The organism is Variovorax sp. Root473 (assembly GCF_001426505.1).
Classification (GTDB): domain Bacteria; phylum Pseudomonadota; class Gammaproteobacteria; order Burkholderiales; family Burkholderiaceae_C; genus Variovorax.
On sequence record NZ_LMEV01000017.1, the window covers coordinates 960,228 to 980,952 of the forward strand.

18 protein-coding genes are annotated in these 20,725 nt (G+C 66.4%); 12 read left to right on the forward strand and 6 right to left on the reverse strand.

The window, feature by feature from the left end; genetic code table 11:
• Nucleotides 1-156 precede the first annotated feature (156 nt).
• Complete coding sequence (locus tag ASD34_RS17810; RefSeq protein WP_056580035.1) at nucleotides 157-942, forward strand: IclR family transcriptional regulator; 786 nt, start codon at nucleotides 157-159, stop codon at nucleotides 940-942.
• 142 nt (nucleotides 943-1,084) lie between these two features.
• On the opposite strand, the gene ASD34_RS17815 is transcribed toward ASD34_RS17810, so the two are convergent.
• A complete protein-coding gene (locus tag ASD34_RS17815) occupies nucleotides 1,085-1,732 on the reverse strand; it encodes a GntR family transcriptional regulator (RefSeq protein WP_056580037.1) in 648 nt (215 codons plus the stop codon).
• Nucleotides 1,733-1,863: 131 nt separating this feature from the next.
• On the opposite strand from ASD34_RS17815, the gene scpA reads away from it, so the two are divergent.
• From scpA to ASD34_RS17850, 7 genes are read left to right on the forward strand one after another with little or no spacing between them, the layout of a single operon-like run.
• Nucleotides 1,864-4,029 carry a methylmalonyl-CoA mutase gene (gene scpA, locus ASD34_RS17820; protein ID WP_056580039.1) on the forward strand — a complete coding sequence of 722 codons (2,166 nt, stop codon included), beginning with the start codon at nucleotides 1,864-1,866 and terminating at the stop codon, nucleotides 4,027-4,029.
• Between the two features lie 16 nt (nucleotides 4,030-4,045).
• Complete coding sequence (locus ASD34_RS17825) at nucleotides 4,046-4,519, forward strand: GNAT family N-acetyltransferase (RefSeq protein WP_056580040.1); 474 nt, start codon at nucleotides 4,046-4,048, stop codon at nucleotides 4,517-4,519.
• The gene (gene meaB / locus ASD34_RS17830; RefSeq protein ID WP_056580042.1) at nucleotides 4,516-5,565 is read left to right on the forward strand and encodes a methylmalonyl Co-A mutase-associated GTPase MeaB; all 1,050 of its coding nucleotides are present in this window, start codon (nucleotides 4,516-4,518) and stop codon (nucleotides 5,563-5,565) included. Before ASD34_RS17825 ends, meaB begins: the two co-directional genes overlap by 4 nt.
• A 57-nt stretch (nucleotides 5,566-5,622) precedes the next feature.
• Nucleotides 5,623-7,167 carry an acyl-CoA carboxylase subunit beta gene (locus tag ASD34_RS17835; RefSeq protein ID WP_056580044.1) on the forward strand — a complete coding sequence of 515 codons (1,545 nt, stop codon included), beginning with the start codon at nucleotides 5,623-5,625 and terminating at the stop codon, nucleotides 7,165-7,167.
• A gap of 17 nt (nucleotides 7,168-7,184) precedes the next feature.
• On the forward strand, nucleotides 7,185-9,233 hold the full coding sequence (gene accC, locus ASD34_RS17840) for an acetyl-CoA carboxylase biotin carboxylase subunit (protein ID WP_056582491.1): 2,049 nt from the start codon (nucleotides 7,185-7,187) through the stop codon (nucleotides 9,231-9,233).
• A complete protein-coding gene (gene bioB / locus ASD34_RS17845; RefSeq protein WP_056580046.1) occupies nucleotides 9,233-10,267 on the forward strand; it encodes a biotin synthase BioB in 1,035 nt (344 codons plus the stop codon). Before accC ends, bioB begins: the two co-directional genes overlap by 1 nt.
• Entirely contained in the window at nucleotides 10,264-10,749 is a 486-nt protein-coding gene (locus ASD34_RS17850) for a VOC family protein (RefSeq protein WP_056580047.1), read from the forward strand. The genes bioB and ASD34_RS17850 overlap by 4 nt, the downstream gene beginning before the upstream one ends.
• Here ASD34_RS17850 and ASD34_RS17855 read toward each other — a convergent pair.
• On the reverse strand, nucleotides 10,739-11,236 hold the full coding sequence (locus ASD34_RS17855; protein WP_056580048.1) for an Lrp/AsnC family transcriptional regulator: 498 nt from the start codon (nucleotides 11,234-11,236) through the stop codon (nucleotides 10,739-10,741). The two genes, ASD34_RS17850 and ASD34_RS17855, sit on opposite strands and share 11 nt — an antisense overlap.
• A gap of 115 nt (nucleotides 11,237-11,351) precedes the next feature.
• On the opposite strand from ASD34_RS17855, the gene yedA reads away from it, so the two are divergent.
• Nucleotides 11,352-12,278, forward strand: coding sequence for a drug/metabolite exporter YedA (gene yedA / locus ASD34_RS17860; RefSeq protein WP_056580049.1), 927 nt, complete (start codon nucleotides 11,352-11,354; stop codon nucleotides 12,276-12,278).
• Nucleotides 12,279-12,290: 12 nt separating this feature from the next.
• Here the strand turns inward: yedA and ASD34_RS17865 are convergent, their stop codons facing one another.
• The 4 genes from ASD34_RS17865 to ASD34_RS17880 all read right to left on the reverse strand — a co-directional run bounded on the left by ASD34_RS17865 (nucleotide 12,291) and on the right by ASD34_RS17880 (nucleotide 16,384).
• Nucleotides 12,291-12,926 (reverse strand): LysE family translocator, encoded by a 636-nt coding sequence (locus ASD34_RS17865; protein ID WP_056580050.1) that lies wholly within the window; start codon nucleotides 12,924-12,926, stop codon nucleotides 12,291-12,293.
• A complete protein-coding gene (locus ASD34_RS17870; RefSeq protein ID WP_056580051.1) occupies nucleotides 12,923-13,552 on the reverse strand; it encodes an RnfABCDGE type electron transport complex subunit B in 630 nt (209 codons plus the stop codon). Before ASD34_RS17870 ends, ASD34_RS17865 begins: the two co-directional genes overlap by 4 nt.
• A gap of 19 nt (nucleotides 13,553-13,571) precedes the next feature.
• A complete protein-coding gene (locus ASD34_RS17875) occupies nucleotides 13,572-15,032 on the reverse strand; it encodes a polyhydroxyalkanoate depolymerase (RefSeq protein WP_056580052.1) in 1,461 nt (486 codons plus the stop codon).
• A gap of 155 nt (nucleotides 15,033-15,187) precedes the next feature.
• Nucleotides 15,188-16,384: an amino acid aminotransferase gene (locus tag ASD34_RS17880; RefSeq protein WP_056580053.1), complete on the reverse strand. Its 1,197-nt coding sequence runs from the start codon at nucleotides 16,382-16,384 to the stop codon at nucleotides 15,188-15,190.
• Nucleotides 16,385-16,489: 105 nt separating this feature from the next.
• Between ASD34_RS17880 and uvrB the strand changes: the two genes are divergently transcribed.
• The 3 genes from uvrB to ASD34_RS17895 all read left to right on the forward strand — a co-directional run bounded on the left by uvrB (nucleotide 16,490) and on the right by ASD34_RS17895 (nucleotide 20,691).
• Nucleotides 16,490-18,607 (forward strand): excinuclease ABC subunit UvrB, encoded by a 2,118-nt coding sequence (gene uvrB, locus ASD34_RS17885; protein ID WP_056580054.1) that lies wholly within the window; start codon nucleotides 16,490-16,492, stop codon nucleotides 18,605-18,607.
• 238 nt (nucleotides 18,608-18,845) lie between these two features.
• Nucleotides 18,846-19,382, forward strand: a complete 537-nt coding sequence (gene iscR / locus ASD34_RS17890) for a Fe-S cluster assembly transcriptional regulator IscR (RefSeq protein WP_056580055.1) — start codon at nucleotides 18,846-18,848, stop codon at nucleotides 19,380-19,382.
• An 88-nt stretch (nucleotides 19,383-19,470) separates the two neighbouring features.
• Nucleotides 19,471-20,691, forward strand: coding sequence for an IscS subfamily cysteine desulfurase (locus ASD34_RS17895; protein WP_056580056.1), 1,221 nt, complete (start codon nucleotides 19,471-19,473; stop codon nucleotides 20,689-20,691).
• The last annotated feature ends 34 nt before the right edge of the window (nucleotides 20,692-20,725 follow it).

Here is a 20,725-nt window from a genome sequence, read left to right on the forward strand (position 1 = left end):
CCGCTGTCACCGACTTTGTAGACGGGCGGCACAATTGGGCGAAGTTGACGCGTGATGGAACGCGGTTTCATGACAATGCCACAACAAGTGTGATTCAAGCACCTGTTTTTGCTCAAGAATAAGGCGGCCAGGGAAACAAGAAAAAGGTTCTGTCTTATGAGTGAAGCTGTGGGCGGCAAGGAAGAAGTCAGTGCGCTTGCCAGGGGGTTGTCGCTGCTGAAGGTCATCGGGATGGCAGCGGCCCCGATCGGAAACCGGGAATTGGCCGACACCACCGGCATCCCGAAGGCCACGGTGTCGCGCCTCACGGCGACGCTGGTCGCAGCGGGGTACCTGCGGCAGTCGCAGGACAGCGAGCGCTTCAGCCTGGGGCCGGTGCTGCTCGACATGAGCAGCCGCTACCTGCGCAATTTCGACCTGAGGGCGCTGGCGCGTCCGCATCTGAGCAACCTGGCCGAACTGTCGGGCGCCAGCATCCACATGGCGGTGCGCGACGACCTTGACATGCTGGTCATCGATTCATTGCGGCCGCGCTCGGCGCTCATCAGCTCCCGCATCGATGTCGGCTCGCGCATGTCGATCGCCACCTCGGCTTCCGGCCGCGCCTACATTGGCGCCTTGCCCGGGCCTGAGCAATCGGCATTGCTGGAGCAGATCCGGCTCGAAACCGGCGAGAACTGGCACGCCATCGAGCCGCGCCTCATCGCCAGCCTCGAAGAGCACGCCCGCCTGGGCTACTGCACCTCCTTCGGCGAATGGAACCCCCAGATCCACGCCCTGGGCTTCGCGCTCGAAGGCCCGCGCGGCGAACGCTTCGGCGTGAGCTGCGGCGGCCCTGCCTACCTGCTGCCGCGGGAGGCCATGCTCAGCCGTGTCGCCCCGCGCATGCTGGAAATCGCCCAGCGCATCGCCACCGAAGCTGGCACCCTCATATTGGATTGAGCAGAAGCGGCACGAGGCCGCGCCCAAAGGGCGCAGGCCCCTTCGCGAGACGCCGCGGAACCGGCTCTGCCGGGCCGCAGGCGTCGCCCCCGGAAGGGGGTTGGCGAAGCGACACGAAGTGCGCGCAGCCTGGGGGTGAGCCCTATCCAGCGGCTTCGAGGCCGTTGAGGAAGTGCTCGCGCATGCGCGCCATGGCCTTGGCGGCGTCGCGCGCCTCGATGGCCGCCATCACCTCGCGGTGCTCCGCCAGCGATTCGGCGATGCGCCCCGCCTTCAGCAGCGAGTTGTGGCGATTCAACTTCATCACCTTGCGCAGGTCGGCCACCATCTGGTCGCGCCACTTGTTGTTGGCAATGGCCAGCAGGCTCATGTGGAAGCGCTCGTTCACCGCAAAGAAGTGCTCGCGGTCTTCCTTGCCGGGGGCGGCCGCGGCCTCCAGTTCGGCGTGCAGCGCCTTCAGCTCGGTGCGCTGGGCATCGGTGGCGCGCTCGGCCACCACGCCGGCAGCGTCGCTCTCCAGCAGGGAGAGCAGGTGGTAGACGTCGGCCAGGTCCTGTTCCGACACCTCGGTGACGTAGGCGCCGCGGCGCACCTTCATCGTCACCAGCCCTTCGGCGGCCAGCACCTTCAGCGCCTCGCGCAGGGGGGTGCGGCTGATGCCGTATTCCTCGGCCAGCTTGAGTTCGTCGATCCAGCTGCCGGGCTCCAGCTCGCGGCGGAAGATTCGCTGGCGCAGGAGCTCGGCCACCTCTTCATAGAGGGCACGGGGGGTCAGGGTGACGGCGGACATGGGCTGCACTGTACTTCAAAAAATGGGTTTGAATTAATAATTACGGATAGGTTAGACTCGCGAACGGCTTGCAAATCCGTGCAAGCGATCTTGCGAATCCCGTCAGACCACCGCCTGGAGCGGCGCCTTCCATGAGCAGCAGTACACCCGAACCCACCTACAAGCCGGCCGATCTCGATGCCTGGGCCAAGTCCGCCGCCAAGTCGGCACCCGGCGGCGACGTGAGTGCGCTGAACTGGATCACGCCCGACGGCATCAGCGTCAAGCCGCTGTACACCGCGGTCGACCTGCAGGGCCTGAAGTACACCGACACGCTGCCCGGCTTCGAACCCTACCTGCGCGGCCCGCAGGCCACCATGTACGCGGTGCGCCCCTGGACCATCCGCCAGTACGCGGGCTTCTCCACGGCCGAAGAATCGAACGCGTTCTACCGCAAGGCGCTGGCCGCCGGCGGCCAGGGCGTGAGCGTGGCCTTCGACCTGGCCACGCACCGCGGCTACGACAGCGACCATCCGCGCGTGACCGGCGACGTCGGCAAGGCCGGCGTGGCGATCGATTCGGTCGAGGACATGAAGATCCTGTTCGACCAGATCCCGCTCGACAAGGTGAGCGTGTCCATGACGATGAACGGCGCCGTGCTGCCGGTGCTCGCGGGCTACGTGGTCGCGGCCGAAGAGCAGGGCGTGGCGCAAGATCAACTGAGCGGAACCATCCAGAACGACATCCTCAAGGAGTTCATGGTCCGCAACACGTACATCTTTCCGCCAGCGCCGAGCATGCGGATCATTGGCGACATCATCGAGTACACGGCGCAGAAGATGCCCAAGTTCAACTCGATCTCGATCAGCGGCTATCACATGCAGGAAGCCGGCGCCAACCAGGCGCTGGAGCTTGCGTTCACGCTGGCCGACGGCAAGGAGTACGTGAAGACCGCACTGGCCAAGGGCCTCGATGTCGACGGCTTTGCCGGCCGCCTGAGCTTCTTCTGGGCCATCGGCATGAACTTCTACCTCGAAGTGGCCAAGATGCGCGCGGCGCGCCTGCTGTGGTGCCGCATCATGAAGGAGTTCAACCCCAAGAACCCCAAGAGCCTGATGCTGCGCACGCACTGCCAAACCTCTGGCTGGTCGCTCACCGAACAGGACCCGTACAACAACGTGGTGCGCACCACCATCGAGGCGATGGCCGCGGTGTTCGGCGGCACGCAGAGCCTGCACACCAACGCGCTCGACGAAGCCATTGCGCTGCCCACCGAGTTCAGCGCCCGCATCGCGCGCAACACGCAGCTCATCATCCAGGAAGAGACGCACATCACGAACGTGATCGACCCCTGGGCCGGCAGCTACATGATGGAGAAGCTCACGCAGGACATGGCCGACGCCGCCTGGACCATCATCGAAGAGGTCGAGGCCATGGGCGGCATGACCAAGGCCGTGGACAGCGGCTGGGCCAAGCTCAAGATCGAGGCCGCTGCCGCCGAGAAGCAGGCACGCATCGATTCGGGCAAGGACGTGATCGTCGGCGTCAACAAGTACAAGCTCAAGAACGAGGACGCCATCGACAGCCTGTCGATCGACAACGTGAAGGTGCGCGAGCAGCAGGTGGCGCGCCTGCAGAGCATCCGCGCCTCGCGCGACAACGCCAAGGTGCAGGCTTCGCTCGATGCGCTCACCCAGGCCGCTGAAAGCAACACCGGCAACCTGCTGGCGCTGAGCATCGATGCGGTGCGTGCGCGCGCCACCGTCGGCGAGATTTCCGACGCCCTCGAAAAATCATTCGGCCGCCATCGCGCCGATACCCAAAAGGTGACCGGTGTGTACGCTGCCGCCTATGACTCGGCCGAAGGCTGGGAAAACCTCAAGACCGAGATCAACGCGTTCGCCGAGGCGCAGGGCCGCCGTCCACGCGTGATGATTTCCAAGCTCGGTCAGGACGGGCACGACCGGGGCGCGAAGGTCGTGGCCACGGCGTTCGCCGACCTCGGTTTCGACGTCGACATGGGCCCGCTGTTCCAAACGCCCGAAGAGTGCGCGCGCCAGGCCATCGAGAACGACGTGCATGCCGTGGGCGTGAGCACGCTCGCCGCCGGGCACAAGACTCTCGTGCCGGCCATCATCAACGAGCTGAAGAAGCAGGGCGCGGACGACATCATCGTCTTCGTCGGCGGCGTGATTCCGCGCCAGGACTACGACTTCCTCTACGAAGCCGGCGTCAAGGGCATCTACGGCCCGGGCACGCCCATCCCGGCCAGCGCCAAGGACGTGCTGGAGCAGATCCGCGCGGCCGTCGCGGCCTGAGCGGTCGAGGTACCTCGTGAGCGATCTTCTGTCACGGCTGTCCCTGCAGCCGGTGGACTCCAATGACTTCGAGGACATGCTGGCCCTGCGCATCGATGCGATGCGCCCGAGCCTGGAGCGTGTCGGCCGTTTCGATGCCGCGCGTTCGCGCGAGCGCCTGAGCGCGGGCTTCGTGGTCCCCTTCATGCACCACATCGTGCTGGACGGCAGCCAGCGCGTGGGCTTCGTCACGCTCAAGCCCGAAGGGGCCGATGCGTTGCGGCTCGATCATCTTTACCTGCGCACCGGCTTCCAGGGCCTGGGCATCGGCGAGTGGGTGATCGATTGGGCGCAGGCCCAGGCGCGCGAACAGCGCCGCGACATCAAGCTCACCGCGCTCGTGCACAGCGATGCCAACCGCTTCTATCTGCGCCACGGCTTCGTGCTCGAAGGCGAAGAGGGCGTCGACCTGCATTACCGCTGGCGCTGCACGGAACTGGCCGGCGGATGAGCGGCACCGTGCAGACCCTCGAACGCGCCATCGTCGACACCGACGGCATGGCGCAGCGGCGTGCCATTGCCAAGGCGATCACGCTGCTCGAATCGACGCGCGCCGACCACCGCGCGCAGGCCGACGAGCTGCTCACCGCGTTGCTGCCGCGCACCGGCGAGTCGTTTCGCCTGGGCATCTCGGGCGTGCCCGGCGTGGGCAAGTCGACCTTCATCGAAACGCTCGGCCTGCTGCTGATCGGCAAGGGCCATCGCGTGGCCGTGCTCACCATCGACCCGTCGTCCACCGTGTCGGGCGGCTCCATCCTCGGTGACAAGACGCGCATGGAGCGCCTGTCGGTGCACGAGCGCGCCTACATCCGCCCCAGCCCTTCGAGCGGCACGCTCGGTGGCGTGGCCGAGAAGACGCGCGAGGCCATGCTGGTCTGCGAGGCCGCGGGCTACGACGTCGTCATCGTCGAGACCGTGGGCGTGGGCCAGAGCGAAACCGCCGTGGCCGGCATGACCGACATGTTCGTGCTGCTGCAGCTGCCCAACGCGGGCGACGACCTGCAGGCGATCAAGAAGGGCGTGATGGAGCTGGCCGACCTGGTCGCCATCAACAAGGCCGACATCGACCGCGACGCCGCCACGCGCGCGCAGGCCCAGATCACTTCGGCGCTGCGCCTCTTCGGCCACCAGGGCAACCCCGACCATGCGCACGCGGTGCACGACGCCCACAGCGGCGTCGAGCGCCGCTTCTGGCTGCCCAAGGTGCTGCAACTGAGCGCACTCGCGGGCACCGGCGTCGACGCCTTCTGGGACGCCGTGCTCGAATTCAAGACGCTGCAGACCGCCAACGGCAAGCTCGCGAAGCGCCGCGAAAAGCAGGCCACCGCGTGGATGTGGGAACGCATCGACGCTGGGCTCAAGCAGGCGTTTCGCCAGCATGCGCAGGTGCGCGAACTGCTGCCCCAGCTCACGCAGCAGGTGGCGCAGGGCAGCCTGCCGGCCTCGACGGCGGCGCGCCAGCTGCTCGCCGCGGCAGCCATCACCGCCCGGGTGTGACACCTCGGCCCCCAAGACTCTCCCAGCAATCCAGAACCACAGCTTCGGAAGCACACCATGCAAGAACTGATCGAACAACTCGAAAAGAAGCGCGCCCAGGCGCGACTCGGCGGCGGGCAGAAGCGCATCGATGCGCAGCACGCCAAGGGCAAGCTCACGGCGCGCGAGCGCATCGAGCTGCTGCTCGACGACGGCACGTTTGAAGAATGGGACATGTTCGTCGAGCACCGCTCGGTCGACTTCGGCATGGCCGAGCAGAAGATCCCCGGCGACGGCGTGGTCACGGGCTACGGCATGATCAACGGCCGCCTCGTGTTCGTGTTCAGCCAGGACTTCACGGTCTTCGGCGGCGCGCTCAGCGAAGCCCACGCCGAGAAGATCTGCAAGGTGATGGACCAGGCCATGAAGGTCGGCGCACCGGTCATCGGCCTGAACGATTCGGGCGGCGCCCGCATCCAGGAAGGCGTGGCGTCGCTGGGCGGCTATGCCGACGTGTTCCAGCGCAACGTGATGGCCTCGGGCGTGGTGCCGCAGATCAGCATGATCATGGGCCCGTGCGCTGGCGGCGCCGTGTATTCGCCCGCGATGACCGACTTCATCTTCATGGTGAAGGACAGCAGCTACATGTTCGTCACCGGCCCCGAGGTGGTGAAGACCGTGACGCACGAGAGCGTGACGGCCGAAGAACTCGGCGGCGCCATCACCCACACCACGCGCAGCGGCGTGGCCGACATGGCGTTCGAGAACGACGTCGAGGCGCTGATGATGCTGCGCCGCCTGTACAACTACCTGCCGCTGAACAACCGCGAGAAGCCGCCGGTGCGCCTGGGCAACGACGGCCAGGGCGACCCGGCCGACCGGCCCGACTACTCGCTGGACACGCTGGTGCCGGACAACCCGAACAAGCCCTACGACATCAAGGAACTGATCCTGAAAGTGGTGGACGACGGCGATTTCTTCGAGCTGCAGCCCGACTACGCGAAGAACATCGTGATCGGCTTCGCGCGCATGGAAGGCCAGACCATCGGCATCGTGGCCAACCAGCCGCTGGTGCTGGCAGGCTGCCTGGACATCAAGAGCAGCATCAAGGCCGCGCGCTTCGTGCGCTTTTGCGATGCGTTCAACATTCCCGTCGTCACCTTCGTCGACGTGCCCGGCTTCATGCCCGGCACCGGCCAGGAGTACGGCGGCATCATCAAGCACGGTGCCAAGCTGCTGTACGCGTATGCGGAGTGCACGGTGCCCAAGATCACCGTCATCACGCGCAAGGCCTACGGCGGCGCGTACGACGTGATGGCCTCCAAGCACCTGCGCGGCGACGTCAACCTGGCCTGGCCGCGTGCCGAGATCGCGGTGATGGGCGCCAAGGGCGCGGTGGAGATCATCTTCCGCGAAGACAAGAACGACCCCGAGAAGCTCGCCGCCCGCGAGGCCGAATACAAGGCCCGCTTCGCGAACCCGTACGTGGCGGGCGCGCGCGGCTACATCGACGACGTGATCCTGCCGCACGAGACGCGCAAGCGCATCTGCCGCTCGCTCGTGATGCTGCGCGAGAAGAAGCTCGAGAACCCGTGGCGCAAGCACGGCAACATCCCCCTGTGAGCGCGGAGAAGAAGAACATGTTCAAGAAGATCCTGATCGCCAACCGTGGCGAAATCGCGTGCCGTGTGATTCAAACGGCCAAGAAGATGGGCATCCTGACCGTCGCCGTCTATTCCGACGCCGACAAGGAAGCCCGCCACGTCGAGCTGGCCGACGAAGCCGTGCACATCGGCGCCGCGCCCAGCCGTGAGAGCTATCTGCAGGCCGACCGCATCATCGCGGCCTGCAAGCAGACCGGCGCCGAGGCCGTGCACCCGGGCTACGGCTTCCTGTCGGAGAACGAAGCCTTTGCGCGCAAGGTCGAGGAAGAGGGCATTGCCTTCATCGGACCGAAGCACTATTCGATCGCGGCCATGGGCGACAAGATCGCCTCGAAGAAGCTCGCGAACGAAGCCAAGGTCAACACCATCCCCGGCTGGAACGACGCCATCGAGACGGCCGAGCGCGCCGTTGAGATCGCGAAAGACATCGGCTATCCGGTGATGATCAAGGCCTCGGCCGGCGGCGGCGGCAAGGGCCTGCGCGTGGCGTTCAACGACAAGGAAGCCTTCGACGGCTTCACCTCGTGCCGCAACGAAGCGCGCAACTCCTTCGGCGACGACCGCGTGTTCATCGAGAGGTTCGTCGAGGAGCCGCGCCATATCGAGATCCAGGTGCTGGGCGATTCGCACGGCAACGTCATTTACCTGAACGAGCGCGAGTGCTCCATTCAGCGTCGCCACCAGAAGGTGATCGAGGAGGCGCCGTCGCCCTTCATCACCGATGCCACGCGCAAGGCGATGGGCGAGCAGGCGGTGCAGCTGGCCAAGGCCGTGAAGTACCAGAGCGCAGGCACGGTGGAGTTCGTGGTCGGCAAGGACCAGAGCTTCTACTTCCTGGAGATGAACACGCGCCTGCAGGTGGAGCACCCGGTGACCGAGTGCATCACCGGCCTGGACCTGGTGGAGCTGATGATCCGCGTGGCAGCCGGCGAGAAGCTGCCGCTGGCGCAGGCTGACGTGAAGCGCGACGGCTGGGCCATCGAGTGCCGCATCAACGCCGAAGACCCGTTCCGCAACTTCCTGCCGTCGACGGGCCGCCTTGTGAAGTTCCAGCCGCCGGCCGAGAGCATGTTCGCGAGCGACACCGGCCACCTGCACGGCGTGCGCGTGGACACCGGCGTGTACGACGGCGGCGAGATCCCGATGTACTACGACTCGATGATCGCCAAGCTCATCGTGCACGGCAAGGATCGCAACGAGGCCATCGCCCTCATGCGCGAGGCGCTCAACGGCTTCGTGATCCGCGGCATCAGCAGCAACATCCCGTTCCAGGCCGCGCTGCTGGCGCATCCGAAGTTCGTGGCGGGCGATTTCAACACCGGCTTCATCGCCGAGCACTACGGCAAGGGCTTTCACGCGGAAGACGTGCCGCACGCCGATCCGTCGTTCCTGGTGGCGCTGGCTGCCTTCGTCAACCGCCGCTACCGCGCGCGCGCCTCGGGCATCAGCGGGCAGCTCGCGGGCCACGGCGTGAAGGTGGGCGAGCAGTTCGTGGTGGTCGAGCTCGGCGCCCAGGGCAAGCATGTGCACCATGCCGTGTCGGTCAGCGACTTCCAGGACAAGACCGGCGCCAGCGCCGTCACCGTGGGCGACAAGCGCTACCAGATCGACAGCGCCTTTGCGCTGGGTGCGGCGCGCGTGCAGGGCACTGTCAACGGCAAGCCGTTCACGGCGCAAGTGGAACGCGGCGCGGGCAAGAACCCGCTGGCGCTGCGCGTGTCGCACGACGGCACGCAGATCGAAGCCATGGTGCTGTCGCCGCTGGGCGCGCGCCTGCTCGAGCTCATGCCCTACAAGGCACCGCCCGACCTGAGCAAGTTCCTGATGTCGCCGATGCCGGGCCTGCTGGTCGAGGTGTCGGTGCAGCCGGGGCAGCAGGTCCAGGCCGGCGAGAAGCTGGCCGTGATCGAGGCCATGAAGATGGAGAACGTGCTGTTCGCCGCGCAGGACGGCGTGGTGGGCAAGATCTCGGCGGCCAAGGGCGAATCGCTCGCCGTCGACCAAATCATTCTGGAGTTCAACTGATGGGTGCCAACGACCTGCAACAGGCGATCACGCTGCGTCGCCCGGCCAAGGCCGTGGCAACGCCCCAGGGCCCCTGGTCCGTCGAGGCAATCCAGGCGCTGTTCGACAAGCCCTTCATGGAACTGCTGTTCGAGGCGCAGACCGTGCACCGCCGGCATTTCCCCGAAGGCGACATCGAGCTGGCCACGCTGCTGTCGGTGAAGACCGGCGGCTGCCCCGAGAACTGTGGCTACTGTCCGCAGTCGGCCGAGTTCGACACCGGCGTGAAGGCGCAAAAGCTCATGGAGGTCGACGAGGTGGTGCGCGCCGCGCAGGCCGCCAAGGACGCCGGCGCCACGCGCTTTTGCATGGGCGCCGCCTGGCGCGCGCCCAAGGACCGCGACGTCGAGAAGGTGGCGGTGCTGGTCGAGGCCGTGAAGGGGCTGGGCCTGCAGACCTGCGCCACGCTGGGCATGCTGGAGCCGCACCACGCGCAGCAGCTCAAGGCCGCGGGCCTGGACTACTACAACCACAACCTGGACACCGCGCCCGAGTACTACACCGACGTGGTCGACACGCGCACCTACCAGGACCGCCTGGACACGCTGGCGGCCGTGCGCGGCGCCGGCATCAGCGTGTGCTGCGGCGGCATCGTGGGCATGGGCGAGCAGCCGGTGCACCGCGCCGGGCTGATCGCGCAGCTCGCCAACATGGACCCGTACCCGGAGTCGGTGCCGATCAACAGCCTGGTGCGCGTGCCCGGCACGCCGCTGGCCGACTCGGAGCCGGTCGACCCCTTCGACTTCGTGCGCATGATCGCGGTGGCGCGCATCACCATGCCGACCGCGCGCGTGCGCCTGTCGGCTGGCCGCCAGCAGATGGGCGAGGCGGTGCAGGCCCTGTGTTTCATGGCCGGCGCCAACTCGATCTTCTACGGAGACAAGCTGCTGGTCACCGGCAACCCCGACGTCGATGCCGACGTGCAGCTGCTGCGCAAGCTCGGCCTGCGCTCGCACCGCACGCAGGAGCAGGCAGAAGAAGGCGGCTGCGCATGACCACGCCGCGTCCCTTCAAGGTGCTGGGCATCCAGCAGATCGCCATCGGCGGCCCCGACAAGCTGCGGTTGCAGAAGCTGTGGGTCGACATGCTGGGGCTCGAGGTCACGGGCACGTTCCGCAGCGAGCGCGAGAACGTCGACGAGGACATCTGTTCGATGGGCAGCGGCCCGTTCAAGGTCGAGGTCGACCTGATGCAGCCGCTGGATCCCGAGAAGAAGCCGGCGGTGCACACCACGCCGCTGAACCACGTCGGCCTGTGGATCGACGACCTGCCGAAGGCGGTCGAATGGCTCACGGCGCAGGGCGTGCGTTTTGCGCCGGGCGGCATCCGCAAGGGCGCGGCCGGTTTCGACATCTGCTTTTTGCACCCCAAGGCCAACGACGAGTTTCCGATCTCGGGCGAGGGCGTGCTGGTCGAGATGGTGCAGGCGCCGCCCGAAGTGGTGACGGCCTTCAACGCGCTCGCCGCTACGCGCTGAGCGATTTGCGCGCCGGCGGCTTCACGTCGGCGCGTTGCGGCGGCAGCATCGGCTGGTGCTCGCGCGCCGGGTTCAGGATGATCGAGGTCGCGGTCTCGGTCAGGATGCAGAACTTGGCGAGCACCGCATCCAGGTGCGGCACGTCGATCACCGCGATCTCGAGGATCCAGCTGTCTTCGCCGGTCACGTTGTAGGCGTTGACGCATTCAGGCGTTTCCTGCACCAGCTTCACCACGAGGTCGTAGTCGGCCCGCCCGACGCGGATGATCCCGCGGATGCCGTAGCCCAGCCGCGTGAGGTTCACGGTGGCGCGGTAGCCGGTGATGACGCCGGCGGCTTCCAGCTTCTTCACGCGCTCGGTCACGGCCGGCTGGCTCAGGTGCACGCGGCGGCCCAGCTCGGCCATGCTCAGGCGCGCATCGGCCTGCAGTTCGGCCAGGATGCGGGTGTCGTGGGCGTCCAGCGTGAGGGTCAAGGTGAGGTCCATGGAAGTCCTTTAAATCGACGGTGCGATGCAAGCAGAACCATGAAATTCACATGGCTTGCGGGCAGGGGCTTTCATACCATGACGAGCACCACATACCAAGAAGAGACACCCCGTCATGGCGACACTCGCATCGTCCGCACCACCTGTGCCACCCGCGCCTGCCTCCTCGCGCCCCCGGCTGACGCCGCTGCTGTGGCTGTGCCTGGCCGCCACCTGGGTGGTCTGGGGCTCGACCTACCTGGCCATCAAGTACGCGCTGATCAGTTTTCCGCCATTCCTGCAGATGGGCTCGCGCTTCCTGGTCGCGGGCGTGCTGCTTGCGGCCTGGATGCGCTGGCGCGGCACGCCCTGGCCGACGCGCCTGCAGTGGCGCAATGCGCTGGTCGTCGGCGCGCTCATGCTCGGCGGCGGCATGGGCGGCACGGCGCTGGCGGAGGTGTCGATCGGCTCGGGGCTGGTGGTCGCATTCATCGCCGTCATTCCGTTGCTGATCGCGCTCTTGAACCTGATCTGGGGCGTGAAGCCTGCGCGGCTGGAAGCGGCCGGCATCGCGCTGGGCCTGGCCGGCGTGCTGATGCTCACGCAGGGCAGCGGCTTCAAGGCCTCGCCCGAGGGGCTGATCGCGATATGCGTGGCGTGCGTGTGCTGGTCGCTCGGCAGCGTGCTGAGCCAGCGCAGCCTGCCGCTGGCGCCCGGCGCGATGGGGTTCGCGAGCGAGATGCTGTGCGGCGGCGTGGTCCTGATGGTGCTCGCCGCGGTATCGGGCGAAACGATGGGCTGGCCGCCGCAGCCGGTGGCGCTAGGGGCGTGGGTCTACCTCGTGGTGTTCGGCTCGCTGATCGCCTTCAACGCCTACATGGTGCTGCTCGCGCAGGCGCCGGCCGGGCTGGCGGCGAGCTACACCTTCGTCAATCCGGTGATCGCGATGCTGCTGGGCGTGTGGATCGCCCACGAGACGGTCACGCGCTTCGAGTGGTACGCCGTGGGCGTGGTGCTGGCGGGCGTGCTGCTGTTGCTTTTCAAGCGCCGGCAGAAGGGCTGAGTTCGATGGGGTTCAGGCCGGCCGGCGCCAGAAGGCGAGGGTGGCGGCCAGCAGCCACATGCCGGCCGCGCAGCTGCGGTTGAGTACCTTGAGGCCGCGGCGCGAGAGCCAGCGCACGGCCTGCGTGCCGGCGCCGGCATAGGCCAGCATCACGCAGGTGTCGAGCACGACGAAGATCGCGCCCAGCACCAGGTACTGCATGCCCTGCGGCTTGGCGGTGTCGATGAACTGCGGCAAAAAGGCGGCGAAGAACAGCACCGTCTTCGGATTCGACAGCGCCACCATCAGGCTGCGCACAAGCGCGATGCGCCCGTGCGGACGGACCTCGAGGGTCGACTTGGCCAGCGCCGTGCCCAGGTCGGTCGCTTCGCTGCGCCACAGCTTGATGCCGAGCCACACCAGGTAGGCCACGCCCGCGACGCGGATCGCGTTGAAGAGCCATTCCGAGGCCGCGAGCAGCGAGCCCAGCCCGAGCGCCACGACCGCGATCAGCGTGACGCTGCCCAGCGACGCGCCCGCGATGCCCCAGCTGGCGCGGCGCATGCCGCCGTCGATGCCGTTGGACAGCGCCAACAGCATGGTCGGACCGGGAATGATCGCCAGGGCGAGTGAGGCGACGGCATAGATCAACAGGGTGTCGAGGGTCATGATTTCGTGGTGGCTTGGCGTTGTTCGGCGGCGGCGCGGGCACGCGCCAGGGCGGCTTCGACGATGGAGCGCTTGCGCGTGTCGGCGGCTTGCGGTTCGGCGGCGGGTGTGGGTTCGGCTTCGCGCTTCTCGCTCTGGCGATGCTGGGCGTGCAGCTTGTAGCGCTGCAGGGCGGCCTCGGCCTGTGCCTGCGACCACGCCTGCCAGCCGCTGCGGCCGGGGGTTTCGACCTCGAGCGAAATGCAATCGACCGGACAGACCGGGATGCACAGTTCGCAGCCCGTGCAGTGCGCCTCGATCACCGTGTGCATGCGCTTGTTGATGCCGATGATCGCGTCGGTCGGGCAGGCATCGAGGCACAGCGTGCAGCCGATGCACCAGGCCTCGTCGATGACGGCCATGGCGCGCGGGCCCTCGGTGCCGAACTGCGGGTCGAGGGGCCGCGCCGGGCGGCCGGTGAGCAGCGCGAGGCGTTCGATGCCCTCGGCACCGCCGGGCGGGCACTGGTTGATGTCGGCCTCGCCGTCGGCGACGGCCTGCGCGTAGCCCGCGCAATCGGGGTAGCCGCACCGTGTGCACTGCGTCTGAGGCAGTGCGTCGTGGATGCGTGCGGCCAGCCCGTTCATGGGAGATGATGCGCGCGGCTCAGCGCGTGGCGCTGGCGCGGGGCTTTTTCTTGGCGGCCGGCGCCTTCGTGGCAGCCGGCGCGGTCTTCACGGCGACTGCTTTCTTGGCGGCGACGGGCGTCTTGCGCGCCGCGGCGGTGGCCACGGCCTTCAGCTTCTGGCCCGGTTTGACGCGGTCTTCGGCCGGCAGGTTCTCGCGGGCGCTGGCACGGCGCTGGGGCTCGTCGCTGGCGGCGATGAAATTGCGCACCTTCGGGTAGACCAGGTCGCGCCAGCGGCGGCCGCTGAAGATGCCGTAGTGGCCCGCGCCCTTGACTTCGTAGTGCTCGCGCTTGCTGTCGGCGATGCCGGTGCACAAGCTGTGCGCGGCCTCGGTCTGGCCCGAGCCCGAGATGTCGTCGAGCTCGCCTTCGACGGTAAGCAGGGCGGTGGCGCGGATGTCCTGCGGACGCACGCGCTCGACCTGGCCGTCGGGGTTCTTCACGTCCCAGGTCCCGTTGACCAGGTCGAAGTCCTGGAACACGGTGCGGATGGTCTCGAGGTAGTAGTCCGCGTCCATGTCGAGCACGGCGTTGTACTCGTCGTAGAACTTGCGGTGGGCTTCGGCGCTGGCGTCGTCACCCTTGATCAGGTCCTTGAAGTAGTCGTAGTGGCTGCTGGCATGGCGGTCGGGGTTCATGGCCACGAAGCCGGTGTGCTGCAGGAAGCCCGGGTAGACCTTGCGCCCCGCGCCCGGGAAGCCTTGCGGCACGCGGTAGATCACGTTGTTCTCGAACCACTCGAAGCTCTTGTTGGTGGCGAGGTTGTTGACCGCCGTGGGCGATTTGCGCGCGTCGATCGGGCCGCCCATCATGGTCATCGTGAGGGGCAGCGGCTCGCCGCGGCTGGCCATGAGCGACACGGCCGCGAGCACCGGCACGGTGGGCTGGCACACGCTCACCACGTGGCAGTTGCCGTACTCGGCCTGCAGGCGGCGGATGAACTCCTGCACGTAGTTGATGTAGTCGTCGAGATGGAACTCGCCGTCGGACAGCGGCACCAGGCGCGCGTTCTTCCAGTCGGTGATGTAGACCTTGTGGTCCTGCAGCATGGTGCGCACGGTGTCGCGCAGCAGCGTGGCGTAGTGGCCTGACAGCGGCGCCACGATCAGCACCACGGGCTGGCTCTTGAGCGTCTTGAGGATGTGTGGTTCGTCGGTGAAGCGCTTGAAGCGGCGCAGTTCGCAGAAGGGCTTGTCGAGCTCGACGGCCTCCTGGATCACGACGTCTTCGCCGTCGACCTTGACGGACTTGATGTTGAACTCAGGCTTCTCGTAGTCCTTGCCCAGCCGGTACAACAGGTCATAGCCGGCGGCCATGCGCTGCGCCATCGGCAGTTGGCTCCAGACGGCGCCGGGGCCGTAGAGCTTGGAAGCGGCCTGGGCGAAGTCCGAGAAGGGCTCCATCAGGGAACGCTGGGCTTCGTAGAGTTGATAGAGCATCGCGGGTCTTTGAGTGGATGTTGCAGTGCAATATATCAGTGCATTTGCCGCGGCGCAGGGGGCCGAACCCTAGCCCGCGGCGGGCTGGATTCGGCTTCTGTGGCCGAATGTGAACGAATCATCAAAAAGTCGATTCAGTCACACCCGGTTGTCACCTAGATGACCTTCGCAATCGACGCGCAGACGTAGTCGATGTTCTTGCTGTTGAGCGCGGCGACGCACATGCGGCCGGTGTCGGTGCCGTACACACCGAACTCGTTGCGCAGGCGAACCATCTGGTCCTTGCTCAGGCCCGAGTAGCTGAACATGCCGATCTGGGTGGTGATGAAGCTCATGTCTTCCTTCACGCCGGCGGCCTTCAGGCCGTCGACCAGCTTCTGGCGCATGGCCTTGATGCGCACGCGCATCTCGCCCAGCTCTTTTTCCCACAGGGCGCGCAGCTCGGGGGTGCCGAGCACCGCGGCCACCACGGCGCCGCCGTGGATCGGCGGGTTGCTGTAGTTGGTGCGGATCGCGATCTTGAGCTGCGACAGCACGCGGGCGGCTTCTTCCTTGCTCTCGCACAGCACCGACAGGGCGCCGACGCGCTCGCCGTACAGGCTGAAGCTCTTGGAGAACGAGGTCGAGACGAAGAAGGTCAGGCCGGCATCGACGAACTTGGCGACCGCCGCGCCGTCTTCCTTCAGGCCGTAGCCGAAGCCCTGGTAGGCCATGTCGAGGAAGGGCACGAGGCCCTTGGCCTTCACGGCAGCAACGACCAGGTCCCACTGCTCGGGCGTGATGTCGTAGCCGGTCGGGTTGTGGCAGCAGGCGTGCAGCACGACGATGGTGCCGGCCGGCGCCGCGTTCAGGGCCGCCAGCATGCCGTCGAAGTTGATGCCGCGCTGGGCGGCGTCGTAGTAGGGGTAGCTTTCGACCGTGAAGCCGGCGTTGGTGAACAGCGCGCGGTGGTTTTCCCAGCTCGGGTCGCTGATCAGCACGGTGGCGTTGGGGTTGAGCTTCTTGAGGAAGTCGGCGCCGACCTTCAGGCCGCCGGTGCCGCCGATGGCCTGGATGGTGGCCACGCGGCCCGAGGTGACGGGTTCGCTGTCGGTGCCGAAGACCAGGCCCTTGACGGCGTTGTCGTAGGCCACGATGCCGTCGATCGGCAGGTAGCCGCGGGCCGATGGGGCCTTCATCATGTTCTGCTCGGCGGCCTGCACGCACTGGAGCAGGGGCAGCTTGCCGTTGTCGTCGTAATACACGCCGACGCCGAGATTGACCTTGTGGGGGTTGGTGTCGGCTGCAAATTGCTCGTTGAGGCCGAGGATCGGGTCGCGCGGCGCCATTTCGACCGCGGTGAACATAGACATGGAAAGGTCCTTTGGGATGAAAGCTTCGCTGGCAACCGGAGGAGGCTTTATCCTTTCCGGTTGCCTTGAATTTTACCGGCGCCACGCCACCTGTCGGGAACAGCCATGCCAGAGAACACCGAAGCCATAGCAGACCTGAAGAAAGTCGACCCGATCGGGCCGGCCAAGCCCGGCGAATTCATCCGCTACCCCGGCTCGCCGTTCGAGCTGTTCCAGCCCTATCCGCCGGCAGGTGACCAGCCCGCGGCCATCGACGGCCTGGTGGCCGGCGTGCTCGACGGCGAGGTGTACCAGACGCTGCTGGGCGTCACGGGTTCGGGCAAGACCTTCACCATGGCCAACGTGATCGCGCGGCTGGGCCGCCCGGCCATCGTGTTCGCGCCCAACAAGACGCTGGCGGCGCAGCTCTACAGCGAATTCCGCGAGTTCTTTCCGAAGAATGCCGTCGAGTACTTCGTGAGCTACTACGACTACTACCAGCCCGAGGCCTACGTGCCGCAGCGCGACCTGTTCATCGAGAAGGATTCCTCGATCAACGAGCACATCGAGCAGATGCGCCTGTCCGCCACCAAGAGCGTGCTGGAGCGGCGCGACACGGTGATCGTGGCCACGGTGAGTGCCATCTACGGCATTGGCACGCCCGAGGACTACATGGAGATGCGGCTGATTGCCCGTGTCGGCGACAAGGTCGGCCAGCGCGACCTGATCTCGCGGCTCATTCGCATGCAGTACACGCGCAACGAGCAGGACTTTGCACGCGGCACGTTCCGCGTGCGCGGCGACACCATCGACGTGTTTCCGGCCGAGCACAGCGAGCTGGCCATCCGCTTCGAACTGTTCGATGACGAGATCGAGTCGCTGCAGCTGTTCGACCCGCTGACCGGGCGCGTTCGCCAGAAGGTGCCGCGCTTCACGGTGTACCCGTCGAGCCACTACGTGACGCCGCGCGACAAGGTGCTGGCGGCCGTCGAAACCATCAAGATCGAGCTGGCCGGCCGGCTCAAGGAGCTGACCGGCTCGGGCAAGCTGGTCGAGGCGCAGCGGCTGGAGCAGCGCACGCGCTTCGACCTGGAAATGCTGGCCGAGATCGGCCACTGCAAGGGCATCGAGAACTACACGCGGCACCTCTCGGGCGCGGAGCCCGGCGACCCGCCGGCGACGCTCACCGACTACATGCCGAAAGACTCGCTGATGTTCCTCGACGAGAGCCATCAGATGATGGGCCAGCTCAGCGCCATGTACAACGGCGACCGGGCGCGCAAGGTCACGCTGGTCGAGTACGGCTTTCGGCTGCCGAGCGCGCTGGACAACCGGCCACTCAAGCTCGAGGAATTCGAAAAGCGTGTGCGCCAGTGCATCTTCGTGTCGGCCACGCCGGCTCAGTACGAAAAGGACCACGCCGGCAACGTCGTCGAGCAGCTCGTGCGGCCGACCGGGCTGATCGACCCCGAGGTCGAGGTGCGTCCCGCCACGCACCAGGTCGACGACGTGCTGGGCGAGATTCGCATCCGCGTCGAGAAGAACGAGCGCGTGCTGATCACCACGCTGACCAAGCGCATGGCCGAGCAGCTGACCGACTACCTGGGCGACAACGGCGTGAAGGTGCGCTACCTGCACAGCGACGTCGACACGGTGGAGCGGGTCGAAATCCTGCGCGACCTGCGCCTGGGCACCTTCGACGTGCTGGTGGGCATCAACCTGTTGCGCGAGGGGCTGGACATTCCCGAGGTGTCGCTGGTGGCGATCCTCGACGCCGACAAGGAAGGTTTCCTGCGTGCCGAGCGTTCGCTGATCCAGACCATCGGCCGGGCGGCGCGCAACCTGAACGGCAAGGCCATTCTCTATGCCGACCGGATGACCGAGTCGATGAAGAAGGCCATCGGCGAAACCGAGCGCCGCCGCACCCGGCAGATCGCCCACAACGAGGCGAACGGCATCACGCCGCGCAGCATCGTGAAGCAGGTGCGCGACCTGATCGACGGCGTCTACAGCGAGAAAACCGGCAAGGAAATGGCCAAGCTCGACCTGGAACGCGCCAAGGTCGAGGACATGAGCGAAAAGGACATTGCCCGGGAAATCAAGCGGCTCGAGAAGCAGATGCTGGAGCACGCCCGCAACCTCGAGTTCGAAAAGGCAGCCCGGGTGCGCGATCAGCTGGCGCTGCTGCGCGAGCAGGCGTTCGGGGCGTCGGGCGGCGACAACATCGCGGGACTGGCGGCCTGATCTTGGCTACGCCATAAGTTCGCCTTCTTCAAGCGAGACACGCTGGGGTTTACCCGAGCAGAGTTCAGGGGCTTCTGCTATACTTGAGCGAAATACTCAACAACAAAGAACTTCGCGATGAAGGACCGACTCCTACCGACTGGTTCACCAGTGTCGGGGTCGGGCAGGGCGGAGACGAAGTCACCGCGGCCCAAGGCTGTGGTGTCATTTCAACGGTAAGCACTTGAAGGAGCTTGCGATGCGTCTCACTACCAAAGGCCGTTTTGCGGTCACGGCAATGATCGATCTGGCGTTGCGTCAGAACACCGGTCCGGTCACGCTGGCTGCGATCAGCCAGCGGCAGCAGATTTCGCTGTCGTACCTCGAACAGCTGTTCGGCAAACTGCGCCGTCACGAACTGGTCGAGTCGACCCGCGGCCCCGGCGGCGGCTACAGCCTCGGGCGCAAGGCGGCGGACATCACGGTCGCTGACATCATCGTGTCCGTCGATGAGCCGATCGATGCCACCCAGTGCGGCGGCAAGGAAAACTGCCTCGGTGAGCAGGGGCGCTGCATGACGCACGAACTCTGGGCCTCGCTGAACCAGCGCATGGTCGAGTTCCTCGATTCCGTCACGCTGCAGAAGCTGGTCGACGACCAGATCGCCAAGGGCGTGCAGATCGAGAACAAGCCGGTCGTCAAGCGTGCCATCTCGGCCCAGCCGGTGGTCAAGCCGATCCGCGTGAATGCGCCGAATTCGGTCTTCGCCCTCGGCAACGTCTTCGCGAAGTCCTGACCTGATTGAGTCAGGCGATGCCTGCGGGCATCGCCCTGAGTTTGCCCCGATCCCAGAACACAACCCCCCACGCCAGCCCGAGCCAGCCATGGACGTCACTCCTCATTTCCCGATCTATCTCGATTACGGTGCCACCACGCCGGCTGACCCGCGTGTGGTCGACGCCATGATCCCCTGGTTGCGCGAACATTTCGGCAACCCGGCATCGCGCAGCCACGCCTGGGGCTGGGAAGCCGAAGAAGCGGTCGAAAAGGCACGCGGCCAGGTCGCCGACCTCATCAACGCCGACCCGCGTGAAATCGTCTGGACCTCGGGCGCGACCGAGTCGATCAACCTGGCGCTCAAGGGCGCGGCCCAGTTCTACAAGGGCAAGGGCAAGCACCTGATCACCCTGAAGACCGAGCACAAGGCCGTGCTCGACACCATGCGCGAACTCGAGCGCCAGGGCTTCGAAGTGACCTACCTCGATGTCGAGGAAAACGGCCTCGTCGACCTCGAGAAGTTCAAGGCGGCCATCCGTCCCGACACCATCCTGGCCAGCGTGCTGTTCGTGAACAACGAAATCGGCGTGATCCAGGACGTGGTCGCGCTGGGCAACGCCTGCCGCGAAAAGGGCGTGATCTTCCACGTCGACGCGGCCCAGGCGACCGGCAAGGTCGAGATCGACATCACGAAGCTGCCCATCGACCTGATGAGCCTGGCTTCGCACAAGACGTACGGTCCCAAGGGCATCGGCGCGCTGTACGTGCGCCGCAAGCCGCGCATCCGCCTCGAAGCGCAGATGCACGGCGGTGGCCATGAGCGCGGCATGCGCTCGGGCACGCTGCCCACGCACCAGATCGTCGGCATGGGCGAGGCCTACCGCATCGCCAAGCTCGAGATGAAGGACGACATCGCCCACGCGGCGCGGCTGCAGAAGCGCCTGCTCGACGGCCTGAAGGATGTCGAACAGGTCTTCATCAACGGCGACCTCGAGCGCCGCGTGCCGCACAACCTGAACATGAGCTTCAATTACGTCGAAGGCGAGTCGCTGATCATGGGCATCAAGGGACTGGCGGTGTCGTCGGGTTCGGCCTGCACCTCGGCCAGCCTGGAGCCCAGCTATGTGTTGCGCGCCCTGGGTCGCAGCGACGAGCTGGCCCACAGCAGCCTGCGCATGACCATCGGCCGTTTCACGACCGAAGAAGAAATCGACTACGCCATCTCGACCATCAAGCACAACGTCGCCAAGCTGCGCGAGCTGAGCCCCCTGTGGGAGATGTTCCAGGACGGCGTCGACATCAGCACGATCCAGTGGTCGGCCCACTGACGCCGGACCGCACCAGGCTCCACGATTGAACAAA

Excerpts from the sequence above, each read along its gene's own strand:
- ASD34_RS17865 (WP_056580050.1), bottom strand. The coding sequence starts at position 12,926 with ATGACCCTCGACACCCTGTTGATCTATGCCGTCGCCTCACTCGCCCTG.
- ASD34_RS17835 (WP_056580044.1), top strand. The coding sequence starts at position 5,623 with ATGCAAGAACTGATCGAACAACTCGAAAAGAAGCGCGCCCAGGCGCGA.
- ASD34_RS17895 (WP_056580056.1), top strand. The coding sequence starts at position 19,471 with ATGGACGTCACTCCTCATTTCCCGATCTATCTCGATTACGGTGCCACC.
- scpA (WP_056580039.1), top strand. The coding sequence starts at position 1,864 with ATGAGCAGCAGTACACCCGAACCCACCTACAAGCCGGCCGATCTCGAT.
- bioB (WP_056580046.1), top strand. The coding sequence starts at position 9,233 with ATGGGTGCCAACGACCTGCAACAGGCGATCACGCTGCGTCGCCCGGCC.
- ASD34_RS17810 (WP_056580035.1), top strand. The coding sequence starts at position 157 with ATGAGTGAAGCTGTGGGCGGCAAGGAAGAAGTCAGTGCGCTTGCCAGG.
- ASD34_RS17870 (WP_056580051.1), bottom strand. The coding sequence starts at position 13,552 with ATGAACGGGCTGGCCGCACGCATCCACGACGCACTGCCTCAGACGCAG.
- ASD34_RS17855 (WP_056580048.1), bottom strand. The coding sequence starts at position 11,236 with ATGGACCTCACCTTGACCCTCACGCTGGACGCCCACGACACCCGCATC.
- ASD34_RS17815 (WP_056580037.1), bottom strand. The coding sequence starts at position 1,732 with ATGTCCGCCGTCACCCTGACCCCCCGTGCCCTCTATGAAGAGGTGGCC.
- ASD34_RS17880 (WP_056580053.1), bottom strand. The coding sequence starts at position 16,384 with ATGTCTATGTTCACCGCGGTCGAAATGGCGCCGCGCGACCCGATCCTC.
- ASD34_RS17850 (WP_056580047.1), top strand. The coding sequence starts at position 10,264 with ATGACCACGCCGCGTCCCTTCAAGGTGCTGGGCATCCAGCAGATCGCC.
- uvrB (WP_056580054.1), top strand. The coding sequence starts at position 16,490 with ATGCCAGAGAACACCGAAGCCATAGCAGACCTGAAGAAAGTCGACCCG.
- iscR (WP_056580055.1), top strand. The coding sequence starts at position 18,846 with ATGCGTCTCACTACCAAAGGCCGTTTTGCGGTCACGGCAATGATCGAT.
- meaB (WP_056580042.1), top strand. The coding sequence starts at position 4,516 with ATGAGCGGCACCGTGCAGACCCTCGAACGCGCCATCGTCGACACCGAC.
- ASD34_RS17875 (WP_056580052.1), bottom strand. The coding sequence starts at position 15,032 with ATGCTCTATCAACTCTACGAAGCCCAGCGTTCCCTGATGGAGCCCTTC.
- yedA (WP_056580049.1), top strand. The coding sequence starts at position 11,352 with ATGGCGACACTCGCATCGTCCGCACCACCTGTGCCACCCGCGCCTGCC.
- accC (WP_056582491.1), top strand. The coding sequence starts at position 7,185 with ATGTTCAAGAAGATCCTGATCGCCAACCGTGGCGAAATCGCGTGCCGT.